General features: G+C 71.0%; 19 protein-coding genes. 12 read left to right on the top strand and 7 right to left on the bottom strand.

Annotation, left to right across the window (positions count from 1 at the left end; genetic code table 11):
- Positions 1-32 precede the first annotated feature (32 nt).
- Positions 33-833, top strand: coding sequence for an ABC transporter ATP-binding protein (locus C4V41_RS21950; RefSeq protein ID WP_103957757.1), 801 nt, complete (start codon positions 33-35; stop codon positions 831-833).
- Positions 834-1,260: 427 nt separating this feature from the next.
- On the opposite strand, the gene C4V41_RS21945 is transcribed toward C4V41_RS21950, so the two are convergent.
- Positions 1,261-2,493, bottom strand: a complete 1,233-nt coding sequence (locus tag C4V41_RS21945; protein ID WP_103957756.1) for a bifunctional adenosylcobinamide kinase/adenosylcobinamide-phosphate guanylyltransferase — start codon at positions 2,491-2,493, stop codon at positions 1,261-1,263.
- Positions 2,494-2,640: 147 nt separating this feature from the next.
- Here C4V41_RS21945 and C4V41_RS21940 point away from each other — a divergent pair, with 147 nt between their 5' ends.
- Positions 2,641-2,847 carry a hypothetical protein gene (locus C4V41_RS21940; RefSeq protein WP_103957755.1) on the top strand — a complete coding sequence of 69 codons (207 nt, stop codon included), beginning with the start codon at positions 2,641-2,643 and terminating at the stop codon, positions 2,845-2,847.
- 56 nt (positions 2,848-2,903) lie between these two features.
- Here C4V41_RS21940 and C4V41_RS21935 read toward each other — a convergent pair whose 3' ends face one another.
- Positions 2,904-3,902: an aldo/keto reductase family protein gene (locus C4V41_RS21935; protein WP_103957754.1), complete on the bottom strand. Its 999-nt coding sequence runs from the start codon at positions 3,900-3,902 to the stop codon at positions 2,904-2,906.
- A 57-nt stretch (positions 3,903-3,959) separates the two neighbouring features.
- Between C4V41_RS21935 and C4V41_RS21930 the strand changes: the two genes are divergently transcribed.
- Positions 3,960-4,853: an SMI1/KNR4 family protein gene (locus tag C4V41_RS21930; RefSeq protein ID WP_146103733.1), complete on the top strand. Its 894-nt coding sequence runs from the start codon at positions 3,960-3,962 to the stop codon at positions 4,851-4,853.
- 28 nt (positions 4,854-4,881) lie between these two features.
- On the opposite strand, the gene C4V41_RS21925 is transcribed toward C4V41_RS21930, so the two are convergent.
- Positions 4,882-5,466, bottom strand: coding sequence for a DUF3043 domain-containing protein (locus C4V41_RS21925; protein ID WP_268808640.1), 585 nt, complete (start codon positions 5,464-5,466; stop codon positions 4,882-4,884).
- Positions 5,467-5,617: 151 nt separating this feature from the next.
- On the opposite strand from C4V41_RS21925, the gene C4V41_RS21920 reads away from it, so the two are divergent.
- From C4V41_RS21920 to C4V41_RS21890, 7 genes are all read left to right on the top strand, one after another.
- Positions 5,618-6,436: a PspA/IM30 family protein gene (locus C4V41_RS21920; protein WP_103957751.1), complete on the top strand. Its 819-nt coding sequence runs from the start codon at positions 5,618-5,620 to the stop codon at positions 6,434-6,436.
- Positions 6,433-6,711 (top strand): PspA-associated protein PspAA, encoded by a 279-nt coding sequence (gene pspAA, locus C4V41_RS21915; protein WP_103957750.1) that lies wholly within the window; start codon positions 6,433-6,435, stop codon positions 6,709-6,711. The genes C4V41_RS21920 and pspAA overlap by 4 nt, the downstream gene beginning before the upstream one ends.
- A gap of 4 nt (positions 6,712-6,715) precedes the next feature.
- The gene (gene htpX, locus C4V41_RS21910) at positions 6,716-7,618 is read left to right on the top strand and encodes a zinc metalloprotease HtpX (RefSeq protein ID WP_103957749.1); all 903 of its coding nucleotides are present in this window, start codon (positions 6,716-6,718) and stop codon (positions 7,616-7,618) included.
- 6 nt (positions 7,619-7,624) lie between these two features.
- Entirely contained in the window at positions 7,625-8,182 is a 558-nt protein-coding gene (gene pspAB / locus C4V41_RS21905; protein WP_103957748.1) for a PspA-associated protein PspAB, read from the top strand.
- A 74-nt stretch (positions 8,183-8,256) separates the two neighbouring features.
- On the top strand, positions 8,257-9,672 hold the full coding sequence (locus C4V41_RS21900; protein WP_103957747.1) for an alpha/beta fold hydrolase: 1,416 nt from the start codon (positions 8,257-8,259) through the stop codon (positions 9,670-9,672).
- 93 nt (positions 9,673-9,765) lie between these two features.
- A complete protein-coding gene (locus C4V41_RS21895) occupies positions 9,766-11,925 on the top strand; it encodes a serine/threonine protein kinase (RefSeq protein WP_160150354.1) in 2,160 nt (719 codons plus the stop codon).
- A gap of 81 nt (positions 11,926-12,006) precedes the next feature.
- A complete protein-coding gene (locus tag C4V41_RS21890; protein WP_103957745.1) occupies positions 12,007-12,609 on the top strand; it encodes an SIMPL domain-containing protein in 603 nt (200 codons plus the stop codon).
- A gap of 20 nt (positions 12,610-12,629) precedes the next feature.
- Here C4V41_RS21890 and nadA read toward each other — a convergent pair whose 3' ends face one another.
- Positions 12,630-13,781: a quinolinate synthase NadA gene (nadA, locus tag C4V41_RS21885; protein WP_103957744.1), complete on the bottom strand. Its 1,152-nt coding sequence runs from the start codon at positions 13,779-13,781 to the stop codon at positions 12,630-12,632.
- Positions 13,782-13,944: 163 nt separating this feature from the next.
- On the opposite strand from nadA, the gene erpA reads away from it, so the two are divergent.
- Positions 13,945-14,298, top strand: coding sequence for an iron-sulfur cluster insertion protein ErpA (gene erpA / locus C4V41_RS21880; protein ID WP_103957743.1), 354 nt, complete (start codon positions 13,945-13,947; stop codon positions 14,296-14,298).
- Positions 14,299-14,433: 135 nt separating this feature from the next.
- The gene (locus C4V41_RS21875) at positions 14,434-15,420 is read left to right on the top strand and encodes a carbohydrate kinase family protein (RefSeq protein WP_103957742.1); all 987 of its coding nucleotides are present in this window, start codon (positions 14,434-14,436) and stop codon (positions 15,418-15,420) included.
- A gap of 49 nt (positions 15,421-15,469) precedes the next feature.
- Here the strand turns inward: C4V41_RS21875 and C4V41_RS21870 are convergent, their stop codons facing one another.
- From C4V41_RS21870 to C4V41_RS21860, 3 genes are all read right to left on the bottom strand, one after another.
- Entirely contained in the window at positions 15,470-15,907 is a 438-nt protein-coding gene (locus tag C4V41_RS21870) for a CBS domain-containing protein (protein WP_103957741.1), read from the bottom strand.
- 88 nt (positions 15,908-15,995) lie between these two features.
- Entirely contained in the window at positions 15,996-16,241 is a 246-nt protein-coding gene (locus tag C4V41_RS21865; RefSeq protein ID WP_103957740.1) for a sulfurtransferase TusA family protein, read from the bottom strand.
- Positions 16,238-17,380, bottom strand: a complete 1,143-nt coding sequence (locus C4V41_RS21860) for a cysteine desulfurase family protein (RefSeq protein ID WP_235030297.1) — start codon at positions 17,378-17,380, stop codon at positions 16,238-16,240. The genes C4V41_RS21865 and C4V41_RS21860 overlap by 4 nt, the downstream gene beginning before the upstream one ends.
- Positions 17,381-17,426 lie beyond the last annotated feature (46 nt).

Below are 17,426 nucleotides of genomic sequence, written 5' to 3'. Positions count from 1 at the left end.
CGGACGATCCTAGGTCCCACTAGTGTGGCGGGATGCACGTGGTTGAACTGGAAGGCGTTGGTGTCCGAGTTGTCGGGAAATCGCTGCTCGACGGCGTCGATTGGCAGGTGGACTACGGCGACCACTGGGCGATCCTCGGCCCCAACGGCGCGGGCAAGACGACGCTGCTCTCGCTGGCCGGCGCCGTACGGCATCCCACCGAGGGCACGGTCAAGGTGCTCGGCCACCGGCTCGGCCGGGTCGACGTTCGGGAGCTGCGCCGCCACATCGGCCTCGTCGCGGTCAGCCAGGGGCTGATCGACGAGGAACTGCTGGAGGAGGAGGGCGCGACCGCGCAGACAGTGGTCCTCACCGGGCACACCGGCACGAGCGCCCCGCTCTGGGACAGGTACGGCGACATCGAGCGTGACCGCGCCAACCGGCTCCTGGCCGACCTGGGTTGCAAGGACCTGGTGGACCGGCCGTTCCGCGTCTGCTCGCAAGGGGAGCGGGCCAGGATCAGGGTGGCCAGGGCGCTCATGGGGGACCCGGCGGTGCTGCTGCTCGACGAGCCGTTCGCGGGCCTCGACCTGCCCGCCCGCGAAGACCTCATCGCCGCCGTCGAGGGCCTGGCCACGACCAGGCCGGTCCTCACCACGGTGACGGTCACCCACCACCTGGAGGAGGTCCCGGCGACGACCACGCACGCCATGCTCATGCGTGACGCCCGCGTGCTGGCCGCCGGCCCGGTGTCAGAGGTCCTGACTCCGGCCAACCTCTCCGACTGCTTCGGCCGCCCGCTGCACGTGGACCGCCTCGACGGCCGCTGGTACGCCAGAGCCGTCCGCCCCTAGGTTTGGGGGTGGAAGGGGCCGTTCGTCCCTGATTCCGCTGGTACGGCGGGGTCGTCTGTTCCTGGGGGTGGTGGGATCGTCAGGCGCCGAGCTTGCTGGTACGGCGAAGCCGTCCGTTCCTGGGGCCGGCGGGGTCGTCAGGCGCCGAGTTTGCTGGTTCGGCGGGGTCGTCCGTTCCTGTGGCTGGCAGGGCCGTCAGGCGCCGATACCGTTGGTATGGCGGGGCTGTCCGGCCCTGATCCCGCTGGTAGGCCAAGGCTCTCCGTCTTTGAGCCCGGCGGGGCGTCTAGTCCTGATCCGGAGTGTCGGGGCTGTCCGCCCATGATCACGGGACGTGGGCCGTCCGTTTCTGGGCCCCGGGTCATCGCGCGCCTGTTCCCTGGAGGCGTCACGTGCGCCGCCTCCCTGAAGGCGTCAGGTGGGCCGCTCAGAGCTCTAGCGGGCGTCCCGCGACCACCAGGGCCACGTACTCCGACTCGGCGGCCAGGCGCGCGTTGAGACGCCCCAGGGCGTCTCTGAAGGCTCGTCCGCTGGCCGTGGCGGGCACCACGCCCAGGCCCACCTCGTCCGATACCGCCACGATCCGCTCGGGTGCCTGCCGCCAGGCCGCTACCAGCTCGTCGCAGCGGGCCTCGACCGGGGCCCGGTCGCCCTCCCAGGCCCCCTCTTGATCGAACACCGCCGCCAGCCAGGTGCCCAGGCCGTCGATCAGCAGCGGCGCGGTCGCCGAGCGGATCGCCGTGACCAGGTCGGTGGTCTCGGCGGTGGCCCAGTGCGCGGGGCGCCGGTCACGGTGCGCGCGTACCCGGGCCGCCCACTCGCCGTCGCCCGCGCCGTCCGGGCCGGTGGCGACGTACGTGACGTGGGGCTCCGTCGCCAGCCACAGCTCGGCCTCGGCCGACTTCCCCGACCGGGAGCCGCCCAGCAGTAGAGCCCGCCGAGGCGGCACGCCCGCGGCCACTCCGGAGGTGGCCACTCGGGAGGTGGTCTCGCCGGGGGCGGTCTCTCGGGATGCGGCTTCTCCGGAGGTCGTCTCTCTGGGGGTGGCCTTCCTGGAGGCGGTCGCTCCGATGGTGGTCTCCAGTTCGGTGCCGTCAGGGACGGCACGCGCCCCCCACAGCCGCAGCCGCCTGGCCAGCTCCTCCTCCGAGCGGACCCGGTGATCCAGCCCGATGGCCACCACCTGGGTGGAGCTGTCCACAAGCCCCGCCCGCCGCAGCTCTCCGAGGCGTTCCGGCCGGTCGAGCAGGTCGATCAGGACCAGGCCGTATCCGGCGGGCCCGTCTTGGGGTACTGGCTGCCCCGCTGGGAGGCGGAGGGTTCCGTCCTGGGGTACCGGTTGCCCGGGCGGGAGGCGGAGGGTTTCGTCCTGGGGCGGCGGCTGCCCCGTTGGGAGGCAGGGGATTCCGTTCTGGAGTGCCGGCCGTCCCGGTGGGAGGCAGAGGAGGCTGGATCCGTCGGGGCCCGTCAGGCCCAGGCCGTCGGCGTGGGGGCGGTAGCCGGTCGGCAGGGGGCCGGTGAAGGGGAAGCGTACGGCGCCGTCCACGACCAGGTCGAAGGGGCGGCGGTGGCCGGCGGGGAGGGCGGCGCAGGAAGCGCACCGGCAGCCGGGCTCCGGCCAGCCGGTGCCGCCCGCCGTACCGGTGAGAAGGACTTTCACCGCGCCGAGCGTACAGAGACGGTGAGGCGAGCCCGTCCGGGGGCAACACGATATGCGCGTGACATCCATCGACCCGCGAGCTCGGGAGTAAGGTTCCAGTGCCTGCGGAGGGTGCGCCGGCGAACCCGCGGAGAAGGAGCGTATGGCATGACATGGCGGTGGCGTTTTGAAAACGCAAACGGTGGTGAGGTGACGGATCGCCCTTTGCCGCGAGAGGTTTTTCCGAGTCAGGCGGACGCGGAGTCCTGGCTTGGCGAGAACTGGCGTGACCTGGTCGAATCCGGCGTCGAACAAGTGGCGCTGCTCGACGAGGACCGCGTTGAATACACGGGGTTGTCATTGCGTCCGGAGTGAGCCTGGCCGAATGAAAAACCCCTTGAGCCGCGAAAGGGCTCAAGGGGTTTTCGATGTCAGGGACGGCTGGGCGGGCTCTGCGTCTTGGCCGGGTCGCGCTCCACGATCGGGCCGAGCACGTCGTCGATCTTCTTCAGTACCTCGGCGTCGAGCTTGACCCCGGCCGCCTTGACGTTGTCGCGCACCTGCTCGGGCCGGGTGGCGCCGACGATGGCGCTGGAGACGTTCGGGTTCTGCAGCACCCACGCGATCGCCAGCTGGGCCATGCTCAGCCCCAGGTCGGCGGCGATCGGCTTGAGCTCCTGAACGCGGGTCAGCACGTCGTCGTTCATGAACCGCGCGATCATGGCGCTGCCGCTCTTGTCGGTCGCCCGCGAGCCGTCCGGCGGCTGCTGGCCGGGCACGTACTTGCCCGTGAGCACCCCCTGAGCGATCGGGGACCACACGATCTGGCCGATGCCCTCGCGCTCGCTGAGTGGCACGACCTCGGCCTCGATGACGCGCCACAACATCGAGTACTGGGGCTGGCTCGACACGATCCGGTCGAAGCCCATCTCGTCGGCGATCTTCAGGGCCCGCGCGATCTGGTCGGCGGTCCACTCGCTGACGCCGATGTAGAGCACCTTGCCCTGGCGTACGAGGTCGTCGAAGGTCTTGAGCGTCTCTTCGAGCGGCGTCTCCACGTCGAATCGGTGCGCCTGGTACAGGTCCACGTAGTCCGTCTGCAGACGGCGCAGCGAGCCGTTGATCGACTCGGTGATGTGCTTGCGCGAAAGGCCGCGGTCGTTCTGGCCGGGGCCGGTCGGCCAGTAGACCTTCGTGAAGATCTCCAGCGACTCCCTGCGTACGCCCTTCAGCGCCCGGCCGAGCACCTCCTCCGCCTTGGTCCCCGCATAGACGTCCGCGGTGTCGAAGGTGGTGATGCCCTCGTCGAGAGCCGCCTGCACGCACTGCTTGGCGGCGTCCTCCTCGACCTGGGAGCCGTGGGTGATCCAGTTTCCATAGCTGATCTCGCTGACCATGAGACCGCTGCGACCGAGGTGTCGGAATTCCATGCATCCGACTTTAATCCCGGCGCATGGGGTGTTTCGTTTCGGGATAGGGTGCGCGACGTGCTGAAGCTCCTACGGCTGGCGCTGACGGCGGCCATCGCGACCGCGATCGTGGTACGGCTGCGCCGCCGCGCCCGCATGCCAGGGAAGCGGCCCGCGCCCCCGGCGGGGGAGCCGGCCCGCCGCATGCGCACGGGCACGCTCAGGCGATGGGTGTGGGTGGTCGTCGCGGCGGTCGTGCTCACGGCCGCGGCCGCGCTGGTGCCCCTCGGGGCGGAGAAACCGGGCACCGATCGGGCCACCGAGGCGCGCAGGCAGGCGGTCACCGCACAGGACCGGCCCACGCACACGCCCACACCGCGGACAGCCGTGATCAACTGCTCGCCCTCGCCGCGCCCCGTCACCGTGCGGCCGATCGACCCCCAGGTCAGGCGGGCCGTGGACCGGCAGTGGCGGCGGGTCGAGCGGTGGCTGAAGGCGAACGCGCCGCTGACGTACCGGACGCTTCGACCGCCCGGCAAGGCGCGCACGATCGCGATCGCCGAGGCCCAGATGGGCGTGGACTTCCCCGACGACCTGCGCGCCTCGCTGCTGCGCCACAACGGCTCACGCGGCGCGGCGGGCTTCGGGTTCGGCACCGGGCCCGGCACCGGGCTCGGCACCGGGCCCGGCGGCGCGGTCAACCTCGGCATCCGCGAGATCAGGGACGCCTGGCGGCGACTGTGCCGGCCGGACCGTACGCAACCGCCGGCCGAAGACTGGAACGGCCGGAAGATCCCGTTCCTGCGGCACGGCGGCAGCACGGAGTACGCGGCCGTCGACTCGGCCGGACGGGACTCCGGCCTGTCGTCCTACTACGCGCTGATGCGGGCCGTGGCCGACGCCCTGGAACAGGGCGGAGAGTTCCACGGTCAGCGGCCCGCGGTCGAGCGAGGCGTGCTGCGCTGGCAGTGAGCGGACCAGGGCGGACGTAGCGCGGACGCTACTTCTTGGCCGGCACCGGCTTGCCGCCCGGCAGCACCGAGGGCGGCGGGAAGCGCAGCTTGCGGATCTGCAGGGCCCGCATGGCGGCGTAGAAGCCCACACCCTTGACGCTCTCGTCGGGCATCTTCTCCGCCACCAGCCGCTTCACCTTCCACGACACGTAGATGGAGGTGAAGAGCACGCCGATCATCATGATCGGCCAGCCGACCGCGATGACCAGGTTGAGCACCTGGGCGCGGATCGACGGGGGCCACGGGACCCACGTCGCCAGCAGGATCAGTAGCGAGAACGGCAGGAAATACTGGCTCGGCAACCGCCGCGAGTCGACCCAGTCACGCGCGAACTTGCGCGCTGGGCCCTTGTCACGAACGGGAAAATACCGCTCGTCACCTGCGAGCATGCCCCTGCGGGCCTTATCTCGCTCGGCGGCCTGCTTGGCCCGCATCTGCCGGTAGGCCTCTTTCCGGTCCTTCGGAGCGGAGACCAACTGGCGCCGTCTGCCTTCGGCATCCCGGCGCTTGGGTGTGGGACGACCTTTACCCTGGGGCTTAGGATCGTCAACGGGGACGGGGGTGTCGTCCACGGAGGTCTGGGAACGGCGTCGCAACACGCGTCAACCCTACCTGGACTGCAACTTAGTGACGCCCCCGTGCGTTATGCGTAGGGTAATCCCAAGGCGGCTGCGCTGCATTGGGTGAACACCAGCACGACCTAGAAGGGGACGGCCGACGCGCATGAGCGTGATGAAGAGACTTTCGATGATCTTCAAGTCCAAGGCCAACAAGGCTTTGGACAAGATGGAGGATCCGCGCGAGACCCTTGACTACTCCTACCAGCGGCAGCTTGAGCTGCTGCAGAAGGTGCGCAGGGGCGTGGCGGACGTCGCGACCTCGCGTAAGAGGGTAGAGCTGCAGATCACCGGCCTCGAGAAGCAGGCCACGCGCTACGAGGACCAGGGCCGTAAGGCGCTGTCCGTCGGGCGCGAGGACCTGGCCCGCGAGGCGCTGCAGCGGCGGTCCAATCTGCAGACGCAGATGGCCGACCTCAAGGTCCAGCACGACAACCTGCAGGCCGAGGAGGAGAAGCTGACCACGGCTTCCCAGCGGCTGCAGGCCAAGGTCGACTCCTTCCGCACGAAGAAGGAGACGATCAAGGCGACCTACACCGCGGCCGAGGCGCAGACGCGCATCAACGAGGCGTTCAGCGGCATCTCCGAGGAGATGGGCGACGTCGGCCTGGCGATCCAGCGCGCCGAGGACAAGACGGCGCAGATGCAGGCCCGTGCCGGCGCCATCGACGAGTTGCTGGCCAGCGGCGCGCTCGACGACTACAGCGGCACCCGTGGCGACGACATCCAGGCCGAGCTCGACCGCATGGGCGGCGGCATGGACGTCGAGCTGGAGCTGGCCCGGATGAAGTCCGAGCTGGGCCAGGGCCCGGCGCCGAAGAGCGCGATCGAGCAGGGCCAGCCGCAGCAGCAGCCCCAGCCGCAGGCGCAACCGCAGCAGCAGGGCGGCACCCAGCAGCTGCGTCAGCCTGGGGAGGGCGCATGATCGTCAGGATCATGGGCGAGGGCCAGGTGGAGATCTCCGCCGACGACATCTCGGTGCTCAACGAGCTCGACGGCGAGCTCGAGGCGGCCATCGAGGTCGGCGACGAGACGGCCTTCCGCGTGAAGCTGCACGCGCTGCTGGACAAGGTGCGCCACGTGGGCAAGGCGCTCCCCGACGACAGTCTTGAGTCGTCAGAGCTGATCCTTCCCCCCGCGGACGCCTCGATCGAGGAGGTCCGGGAGATGCTGGGCGACCAAGGCCTCATCCCGGGCTGAGCCCGTGAGCACGAGGTTCGCGTCCGACCGCGGCCTGACCGCCCGCATGGTCGTGACGATGTTCCTGCTCGGCCTGCTCTACGTCGCCTTCGTCGGCGTCCTGATCGCCGTGGGCGTACGGGGGCTGACGGTGCTGGTGCTGGCCGGAGGCCTGCTGCTGGTGCAGTATTTCCTGTCCGACCGCATCGCCCTGTTCGCGATGCACGGGCGAGAGGTCTCTCCACAGGAGGCCCCTGAGCTGCACGGCCTGATCGACCGGCTGTGCGCCATGGCCGACATGCCCAAACCGCGGGTGGCGATCGCGGATTCCGACGTCCCCAACGCGTTCGCCACCGGCCGTAACCAGAAGAAGTCCGTCGTCTGCGTGACCACGGGCCTCCTGCGCCGCCTGGAGCCACAGGAGCTCGAAGGCGTGCTCGCGCACGAGCTGTCGCACGTCGCGCACCGCGACGTCGCCGTCATGACGATCGCCTCGTTCCTCGGCATCGTGGCGGGGCTGATGACCAGGTTCGCGCTCTACGCGGGCCTCGGGGGCCGCCGCAACGGCAACGGCCAGGGCGGGCTGCCCATCGGGCTGATCATCCTGCTCGTCTCCGTCGTCGTGTACGCCGTCAGCTTCCTGCTCACCCGCGCCCTGTCGCGCTACCGTGAGCTGGCCGCCGACCGCGCCGGCGCGCTGCTCACCCAGCGCCCGTCCGCCCTGGCCAGCGCGCTGACCAAGGTGAGCGGCGACATGGCCAGGATCCCGACCCGCGACCTGCGCGAGGCGGAGCCGTTCAACGCCTTCTACTTCGCCCCGGCGCTGGCCAGGGGCGAGACGCTGGCGAACCTCTTCTCGACGCACCCGCCGCTGGAGCGGCGGCTGGAAGAACTGGCGAACATCTCCCGGCAACTCGGAAGGGGCTGAACGCTCATGGGCTGGCTCGACGCGCTGCTCGGCCGGTCGAAGCCGGTCAAGCCGAACCTCGACGCGCTGTTCGCGCTGCCGTCGGCGGCCGTGACGCTGCAGGCCGCGACCGGGCTCACGCCCACGGGCCTCGGCTCCGTGTCGTTCCGCGCCGCCGAGGGCGGGGCCTTCGCCACGCTCGAACGCGACGTCAAGGCGCTGCTCGGCGACCGCGTCGAGGAGTCCGATGACGACTACGGCTACACCTGGCTGCTCGTACGCCGCTCGCCCGACGCCCTCAGCGACCTCGTCACCGAGCTGCACGCGGTCAACTCCTCGCTGGAGGGGGCCGGGTTCGGGCCGTCGCTGCTGTGCTCGCTGGTGTCGTTCGCCGGCGAGGACGGGCGGCGGCTGGCGGTGGTCTACCTGTACAAACGGGGCACGTTCTATCCGTTCGCGTCCGTGGCGGAGCAGAAGCGCGACACGGCGCTGGAACTGGAGGCCAGGGGGGTGCTGGAGGGGGAGCTGCCGCTGGAGCCGGAGCTCAGCCGCTGGTTCCCGGTCTGGGGCGCGCCAGGGCTCTGAACCTGGCCGGCGGCTTCGAAGCTGTGGCCGGTGCGCTCCTGGGCGTTGATCGCCCAGAGTGATCTAATGATCACGTGGAGCGAAGATTGTCCGTGCTCGCGGCCGGCGCGTTCATCGTGGCGGCGGTGCTGGGGAGCGCGTGGATCACCGGCCAGTTCACCACGCCGCAGGTCGACAGGACCGACGGGTACGTCGGCGAACTGGCCGCCCTCGACCAGCCGTGGACGCGGCTGTTCCGGATCAGCGACGCGCTGTCGGGGCTGGCGTGCGCGCTGGGGGTGGCGCTGGTGCCGAGGGTGGCGCGCGAGTGGCCGGGCTGGCTGGCGCTGGCCGCGTACGCGCTGCTCACCTTCGCGGCCGGGCTGTTCCCGCTGGACTGCGCCGCGCTCAGCGACCCGATCTGCGGGCAGCGGGCGGCCTCCTTCGGGCACCATGTCCACACCCTGACCGGCGCGCTGGCCACGGCCGCCGTACTGGCCGCCATGGGGCTGCTCAGCACGGCGTGGCGGTCGCGGGCGTCGTGGCTGTTCACCTGGCTCTGCCTGACCGCCACCCTCCTCACCCTGTCCGCCCTGGTGGCCGGGCACGGGGTCGGGCTCGCGCAACGCGCGCAACTGACGATGATCGCGGTGTGGCTGGTCTACGTCTCACTCCGCCTCCTCATCGCCGACGCCCCCCAGCCCACCGCCGGCGGTTCCGCCGTGAGCGGGTACGGGCCTCCGCACGTGACGCCAACCGGGTACGGGCCGCCGCACGTCGTCGAGGAGGGGGCCGGTCCAGCCGTGCTGATCACGGCGGGGCAGGCCGGGGCCTGGTTTCACTGGGACGCGGTCGCCGGGGAACTGGCCGCCCGCCACCGGGTCATCCGGTTCGACCGTCCCGGTCTCGGGCTCAGCCCTCTCTCGCCCGCCCCGCCCACCCTGTTCGCCGAGGCCGCCCGCCTGGCCGCGCTGTCGCCCGCCCACCCCGAGCAGGTCACCGTCGTCGCCCACGGTGTGGCCTGCTGGCACGCCGAGGCGTTCGCCCGCCTGCACCCGCTCTGCCTGGCCGGGCTCGTGCTGGTCGACCCCGCCGGCGCCGACGTGGGCCGGCCGCTCGCGATCGCCGCGGCCGCCGGTCGGTGGCTGCCCGCCCTGGGCGGTACGTGGGGCGCGACCGCCCTGGCCCGGCTGACGGGACCCGCCCTGCACCGGCTGCTCGCCGGGCATCCGGACCCGTCCGGCGTTTACCGCATGGGCAAGGTGCTCACGGCGGTGGCGGGGGAGTGGCTGGCCCGCCGCGACATGGCGGCCGACCTGCACCGGCTCCGCCTTGAGAAGCCGTTCCCGGGCGTTCCCGTCACCGTGATCGCCACGGACGGGCAGGACGGCTTTCACGAGCGGCTCGCACGCGACCTCGGCGCCGAACTCGTACGCCTCCCGCGAGCCGGCCGCCGCATCCCACTCCGCGTCCCGGGAGCCGTCGCCCAAGCGGTCTCAGCCGTCCCCTGAACGGTCTCGTCCGCCCCAACCGGGATGATCGGGTGACGGGAAGGCGCGGCACACACCACAATGGCGGGAAAGACGCCATATATGGGGGTGCCAATGCCGGATCTCGCGGCCCTGAGGCCAGGGGATCCCGCGACGGTGGGCGAATACGGCCTGACCGGTCGGCTGGGCGAGGGAGGACAGGGGATCGTCTACCTCGCCACCGGCCCCGACGGGACCAAGGTGGCGCTCAAGCTGCTGCGCTCCGACCTGGCGGGCGACGCCGAGGCGTCGGAGCGGTTCGTCCGCGAGGTGGCGATGGCGCGGCGGGTGGCGCCGTTCTGTACGGCCCAGGTCATCGAGACCGGCCTGTTCACCGGCCGCCCGTACATCGTGAGCGAGTACATCGACGGCCCCACCCTCACCAACGTCGTACGCCTCCAGGGCCCCCGCGAAGGCGCCTCCCTGCACCGGCTGGCCATCGGCACCATCACCGCGCTGGTCGCCATCCACCAGGCCGGGATCGTGCACCGCGACTTCAAGCCGTCGAACGTGGTGCTGGCCTCCGACGGCCCCCGGGTCATCGACTTCGGCATCGCCAGGGCGCTCGACCTCACCTCGACGCTGACCGGCACCGCGATCGGCACGCCCTCGTTCATGGCCCCCGAGCAGCTCACCGAATCGAGCCCCGGGCCGCAGGCGGACCTGTTCGCGTGGGCGTGCACGCTGCTGTTCGCCGCCTCCGGGCAGCCGCCGTTCGGGCAGGACAGCCTGCCCGCGGTGGTCAATCGCATCATGCACACCGAGGCCGACGTCCGGTCCATCCAGGACCCGGCACTGCGCGCGCTGGTCACGGACTGCCTGGCCAAGGACCCCGCCAGGCGCCCGACGGCCAGCGAGGCCCTCATGCGCCTCCTGGGCCACGCCCCCGCCACCCAGCCCGGCACCCAATCCGGCACCTGGCCTGGAGCCCAGCCCGGCAGCCGGCCTGGAACCCCGTCCGGCGCCTGGCCCGCCGCCCACCCTGGAACCCAGCCGGGGGCGCCCTTCGGCACGCCAGCAGTTCAGCCTGACGCGGCGTCCCAGCCGCTGGGGCTGCTCCAGGAGGGCAGCGCGGCGGCCGCTTCCGGGCCGGTGCGGCCCGCGTACCCGCCGCCTCCGATCCGTCCCGGAGCCTTCCACCCGGGCCCGCCCACCCGGCCGGCCAGGAAGAAGGCCACCGGCTGGATCGTCGCGGCGAGCATCGCGGGCGCGCTCACCCTCGCCGCCACCAGTGCCTTCGTCGCCGTCCGCCTGGCCGCCCTCCCCGACGGCCCCACCGAACCGACCACCGCGACCTCCACCCCGGCGACGAGTCCCAGCCCGACCCCGACCCCGACCCCCAGCCCGACGCTCACCAGCCGTTCGATCGCGCTCCCCGGCACGTCGGTGAAGCTGGAGGAGAAGGACGGCGACCCCATCAGGCTCGCCTCCTACACGCGCGACGGCGGCAAACGCCTCTACGTCAGAAAGCACGCGACCGGCACGTTCACCCCCGACACCCGCTATTTCGAGTACGCCCTCGACCCCGGCACCAACCAGGCCCTCGGCACCGACGTGGACTACAGCACCGACTACTACTCCACAGTGTCGATCATCGACCACGTCACCGGCAGGAAGCGCGTCGTCAAGCTGAGCCCCAAGCCCGTCTACCCCACCACGCCCCGCTGGTCACCGGACGGCAAGCACGGCCTGGTCACCCTCTACCGCGGCACGGAGGGCAACACCTCCGAGTACGGCTACGGCATCATCGACACGACCACCGGCAAGGGCCGCGTGTTCCCGGTCAGGGAGCAGGGCGCGGGGGTGTGGCGCTTCTTCTGGGACGCGGGCGGCCGGGCGGTCGGCACCTGGGTGGGCGGCAAGATGAAGTTCTACGACCTGAACGGCAAGCTCGTACGCACCCTGTCGAACGTCGGGACGCCGGTGTGGGTGGAGGGCGACGACATCTCCCCGTCGGGCACCCGCTTCCTGGCCCACTGCACGTCGGCGGGCACCACGCTGTGCGCCCGTTCCACCGCCGGCGACGACACCGCGCCCATCACGATCCCGTTCCGCAGCGACCGGCTCATCGGCTGGTGGGACGACGACCACCTCGCGGTCTGGCGTACCAAGGGGGCCGGCTACGAGGCCGTCGTGATCGACATGTCGGGCAAGGTCGACAGGGTGTTGGCGACGGCGGCGAGGAAGGCCGAGTTCGGCAAGATGGGCTTCCGCTTCAGCCGCACCGCCCCATAGAACCCGCGCCCCGGGGGCGCTTCGCGGCTCGGGAGGCACGACTTAGGATCACAGGGACGGAACCCACCCGAGGGAGTTGGCGTGGACATTACCGTGGTCGGCGAAGGCGCCGCCCTGGCCGCCCCTGACACGCTGCGGCTGCACGCCGGCGTCGAGGTCCGCAGGGCCTCCGCCGCGGAGTCGTTCGCCGCCGTGCGGGCCGCCGCCGCCCGCCTCGCGCAGGCGCTGGGACAGGCGGGGATCGCGGCGGAGGACGTACGCACGGTGGAGCTGTCCCTGGGCCCGGAGTACGAGGCGTATCCGAAGGTGGCCGCCTACCGGGCGGTGCAGGGGGTGGAGGTCGTGGTCCGCGACGTGGGCCGGGCCGACCACATCATCGACACCGTGGCCGGTGTGGGCGAGGAGGCCAGGCTCAACGGCGTGGCCTTCGAGGTGTCCGACCCGGCCAAGGCGCTGGCCGAGGCGAGGGTCGCGGCCTTCAGGGACGCCGCCGCCAAGGCCGCCCAGTACGCCGACCTGGCCGGCCGGCCGCTGGGCCGGGTCGTGTCGGTGACCGAGGAGGTCAGGGGCCTGCCCCAGCCGATGGGCAGGGCCCAGACCATGGTGGCGGAGACCGACGCCTCCATCAGCCCCGGCCGCCAGACCCTGTCGGTCGCCGTACGACTCGGCTACGACTTCGCCTGACGGCCGGAAACCGGCGGCCGTTACGGGAGGGCCAGCATGCGGTCGAGGGCGACCTTGGCCCAGTGGGTGGTGTCGTCGTCCACCGTGATCTGGTTGACGACCTCGCCCAGCACCAGCGACTCCAGCGCCCACACCAGATGCGGCAGATCGATCCGGTTCATCGTCGAGCAGTAGCACACCGTACGGTCGAGGAAGGAGATGTTCTTGTCGGGGAACGTCTGCGCCAGCCGCTTGACCAGGTTGAGCTCGGTGCCGATCGCCCAGCTCGACCCGGCGGGAGCCGCCTCCAGGGTCTTGATGATGTGCTCGGTCGAGCCCACGTGGTCGGCCTTCAGCACCACCTCGTGACGGCACTCCGGGTGCACGAGCACGTTCACGCCGGGAATGCGCGCCCGTACGTCGTCCACGGACTCGGCCGTGAAGCGGCCGTGCACCGAGCAGTGGCCCTTCCACAGGATCATCCGCGCCCGCTCAAGCTGCTCACGTGTCAGGCCGCCGTTGGGACGGTGCGGGTTCCACACCACGCAGTCCTCCAGCGACATGCCCATCTCCAGCACCGCCGTGTTGCGGCCCAGGTGCTGGTCCGGCAGGAACAGCACCTTCTCGCCCTGCTCGAAGGCCCAGTCGAGGGCGCGGCGGGCGTTGGAGGAGGTGCAGACGGCGCCGCCGTTGCGGCCGCAGAACGCCTTGATGTCGGCGCTGGAGTTCATGTATGTGACCGGAATCACCTGATCGCCGAGCCCGGCGTCCTCCAGGGCCTCCCAGCACTCCTCGACCTGGTCGAACGTGGCCATGTCGGCCATCGAGCAGCCGGCCGCCAGGTCGGGCAGGATCACCTTCTGGGCGCCGGTCGTCAGGATGTCGGCCGACTCGGCCATGAAGTGCACGCCGCAGAAGACGATGTACTCGGCCTCGGGCCGGGCGGCGGCCTGCTGGGCGAGCTTGAAGGAGTCACCGGTCACGTCGGCGAACTGGATGACCTCGTCGCGCTGGTAGTGGTGGCCGAGCACGAACAGGCGCCCGCCGAGCGCCTCCTTGGCCTTGCGGGCCCGTTCGACCAGGCCGGGGTCGGAGGCGGGTGGCAGCTCGCCGGGGCAGTCGACCCCCTTCTCGCTGTGCGGATCGGTCCCTCTGCCGAGGACGAAGAGCGGCAGTCCCGTCTGGGTGGCCATGTCCGTACCCCCTTATCGTCGGTTTGACGATACTCATCATGGCACATGGCCGGATGTGCTCTTTCCGGGGGAGGTGCCCCGGGAATGTGTGGCATCGCGCGGGTGTTGGTAGCGTCATTAGTAGGACGTCGGAAAAAAGACAGCCGGGTTAGGGAGTCAGAAGATGACGGTTGAGAGCAGCGAGACCACGGCACAGGGCCTGATCCTGACCGACGCGGCCGCCGCCAAGGTCAAGAGCCTGCTCGAGCAGCAGGGCGAGGAAGGTCTGCAGCTGCGGGTCGCCGTGCAGCCTGGGGGTTGCTCCGGTCTGCGTTACCAGCTCTTCTTCGACGACCGTTCCATGGACGGTGACGTCGTTACGGACTTCGGTGGCGTCAGTGTGGTCACCGACCGGATGAGCGCCCCTTACCTGATGGGCGCCTCCATCGACTTCGTCGACACGATCGAGAAGTCGGGCTTCACCATCGACAACCCCAACGCCACCGGCTCGTGCGCCTGTGGCGACTCGTTCAACTGAGAAACGAGTCCAGGACGAGTCCGCCCAGGGACGCGTCGCAGCCCGCGAAGGTCCCGCTCGCCTTTGTGCGTGCGGGACCTTCGCGTATTCTCGTGGGGCTTATTTGGCCTGCAGACAACGAGGAAGAAGAACCCCGTGCGCATCGCCGTAACCGGCTCCATCGCGACAGACCACCTGATGACCTTTCCAGGAAGCTTCGGCGACCAGCTCATCGCCGAGCAGCTCGACCGGGTGTCGCTCTCGTTCCTGGTCGATGACCTGCAGATCCGTCGCGGTGGCTGTGCCGCGAACATCGCGTTCGGCATGGGCTGTCTCGGCCTCAAGCCGGTCCTGGTGGGCGCGGTCGGCAACGACTTCGCCGACTACCGGTCCTGGCTGGAGCGTCACGGCGTCGACTGCGCCTCCGTGCACATCTCGGAGACCCAGCACACCGCCAGGTTCCTGTGCACCACCGACGAGCACCACAACCAGATCGCCTCGTTCTACACCGGGGCCATGGCCGAGGCCAGGCTCATCGAGCTGCAGCCCGTCGCCGACCGGCTCAAGGGTCTCGACCTGGTGCTGATCAGCCCCAACGACCCCGACGCGATGCTGCGCCACACCGACGAGTGCCGCCGGCGGGGCATCGCCTTCGCCGCCGACATCTCCCAGCAGCTCGCCCGGATGGCCGACGAGCAGATCCGCCAGCTCGTCGACGGCGCCGCCTACCTCTTCTCCAACGACTACGAGAAGGGGCTCATCGAGCAGAAGACCGGCTGGTCCGACGAGGAGATCCTCGACCGGGTCGGCGTCCGGATCACCACGCTCGGCCCCAAGGGCGCCGTCATCGACCGCAAGGGCGAGCCGTCCATCCACGTCGCCCCCGCCCCCGAGCTGGGCAAGGCCGACCCCACCGGCGTCGGTGACGCCTTCCGCGCCGGCTTCATGTCGGGGCTGGCCTGGGGCCTGCCGCTGGAGCGTTGCGGGCAGCTCGGCAACCTGACCGCCACCCACGTGCTGGAGCGCGTCGGCGGCCAGGAGTACGAGCTGAGCCAGCGGGGCTTCCTCGAGCGGTTCAGCGCCGCGTACGGCCCGGAGGCGGCCGCGGAGATCTCCGGCCACCTCCGCTGCTACCACCCCTGACCGGCCCGCCCCGGAGGCCGTCCCCCGCGGACGGCCTCGGGGCCCGGGATCAGGACCGGCCGGCGTAGACGCGGTGCACGAACTCGGCGAGCTGGTCGTCGGGCAGGTGCCTGGCCAGGTCGGCCTCGCTGATCATGCCGACGATGCGCTGGCCGTCCATCACCGGCAGCCGCTTGATCCGGTGCTCCTCCATCCGCGAGAGGGCCTCTTCCACGGTGGTCTCCGGCGACACCCAGATCAGGCCGGTGGCCAGCTCGCCCGCCGTCGTCCGCGAGGGGTCGTGCCCCGCCGCGACGCACCTGAGGACGATGTCGCGGTCGGTGATGATGCCCGTCACCCGGTCGTCGGGCCCGCACACGGGCAGCGCGCCCACGTCGGCGTCGCGCATCATCTGCGCCGCCCGGTCGAGCGTCTCGTGCGCGGGGATGCAGTCGACCCCCGTGCTCATCACGTCGCGGGCGGTCTCGTGCGGATGTCCGCTGGTCATGGCAGTCTCCCGGATTCTCGATTGACCCATCAGGGGAGCCCTACCCACCGTGCGGGGCCGAATCGGGAAATTCGGTTCTGCCGAAATTTCAGTAGTTGCGCCTGACGTGGATGGCCCAGCCGCCCTCGGGCAGCTCGTACGACCCCACGTGGCGATGCGACTTCAGCCTGCACCACGCCGGCACGTCCGTGAAGGCCGCCGGATCGTCGGCCAGCACCGCCACCACGGCGTTGAGCGGGACGTAGTTGATCTGCTCGGCGAGCATGATGATCGGGATCGGGCACTTCTTCCCGAGCGCGTCGATCGTCAAAGCCGGCTGAGTAACCTCGGTCATGCGACTCCTGCGTCCTGGCGGATGCGGCGCACCAGATCGGGCAGCACGGCGAGGAATCTGTCGACCTCGGCCGCGGAGGCACCCCTGGGCAGCGACACCCTGACATTGCCATGCGTCAGCACGCCCATCGCTTCAAGAACGTGCGATGGACGAAGCGTACTAGCGGTGCACGAACTTCCGGACGATACGGCGAATCCCGCCTTGTCCAGCTCGGTCAGCAGCGCCTCCCCGTCGACGTACAGGCACGAAAAGGTCACGATGTGCGGCGCCCGGCCGACGGGGTCGCCGATGACCTCCACGTCCGGGACGACCTTCGGGACCGTCTCCCTGATCCGTGCGATGAGCGCGGAGAGCCGCGCCTGCTCCTGCGCCGCCTCCGCCGCCATCGCGCGAAGGGCCGCCGCCGCGGCCACGATGCTGGGGACGTTCTCGAAGCCCGGCACCCGCCGCCGCTCCCGCTCGTCCTCCGGCAGGAACGAGCGGAACCGCGTGCCCTTGCGCACCGCGAGCACGCCCACCCCCGCGGGGCCGCCCCACTTGTGCGCGCTGGCGGTCAGGACCGACCAGCCGGGCGGGATCGGGCTGCGCCCCGCCGTCTGCGCCGCGTCCACCAGCAGAGGTACGCCGTGCGCCCGGCACGCCGCGGCCGCCTCCGCCACCGGCTGCAGGGTGCCGACCTCGTGGTTGGCCGTCTGCAGGCAGGCCAGCGCCGTGCCGGGACCCGCCACCGCCTCGGCGAACCGGTCGAGGTCGACACGCCCGGACAGGTCCACGCCCACCGTCTCCACCGTGCCGCCGTCGCGCTCGTGCACGCCACCGGCGTGCAGCACGCTGGAGTGCTCGACCGCGCTCGTCACCAGATGACGCCCGACCCGGCGCCTGCCGTGTAGGGTGCCGAGGACGCCGAGATGCACGGCCTGCGTGCCCGATGAGGTGAACGACACCTCGTCAGGGCGCGCGCCGAGCGCCTCGGCGACCTCCGTGCGGGCCTGTTCCAGCAACAGGTGCGCGCGGCGGGCCTGACCGTAGAGTCTCGCGGGGTCGGCCCAGCCGACGTCGATCGCCGCCATCAGCGCCTCGCGTGCCTGGGGGTGAAGCGGCTCACTCGAAGCCGCGTCGAAATACGCCACGAGACTCATCGTCCCACTTGCGAGGCCTTCGAGGGGTCGCGCGGGAGGGCAAGGC

It is taken from the genome of Nonomuraea solani (assembly GCF_900108335.1).
GTDB lineage: Bacteria > Actinomycetota > Actinomycetes > Streptosporangiales > Streptosporangiaceae > Nonomuraea > Nonomuraea solani.
This window is presented reverse-complemented; position numbering and strand designations above follow the sequence as displayed.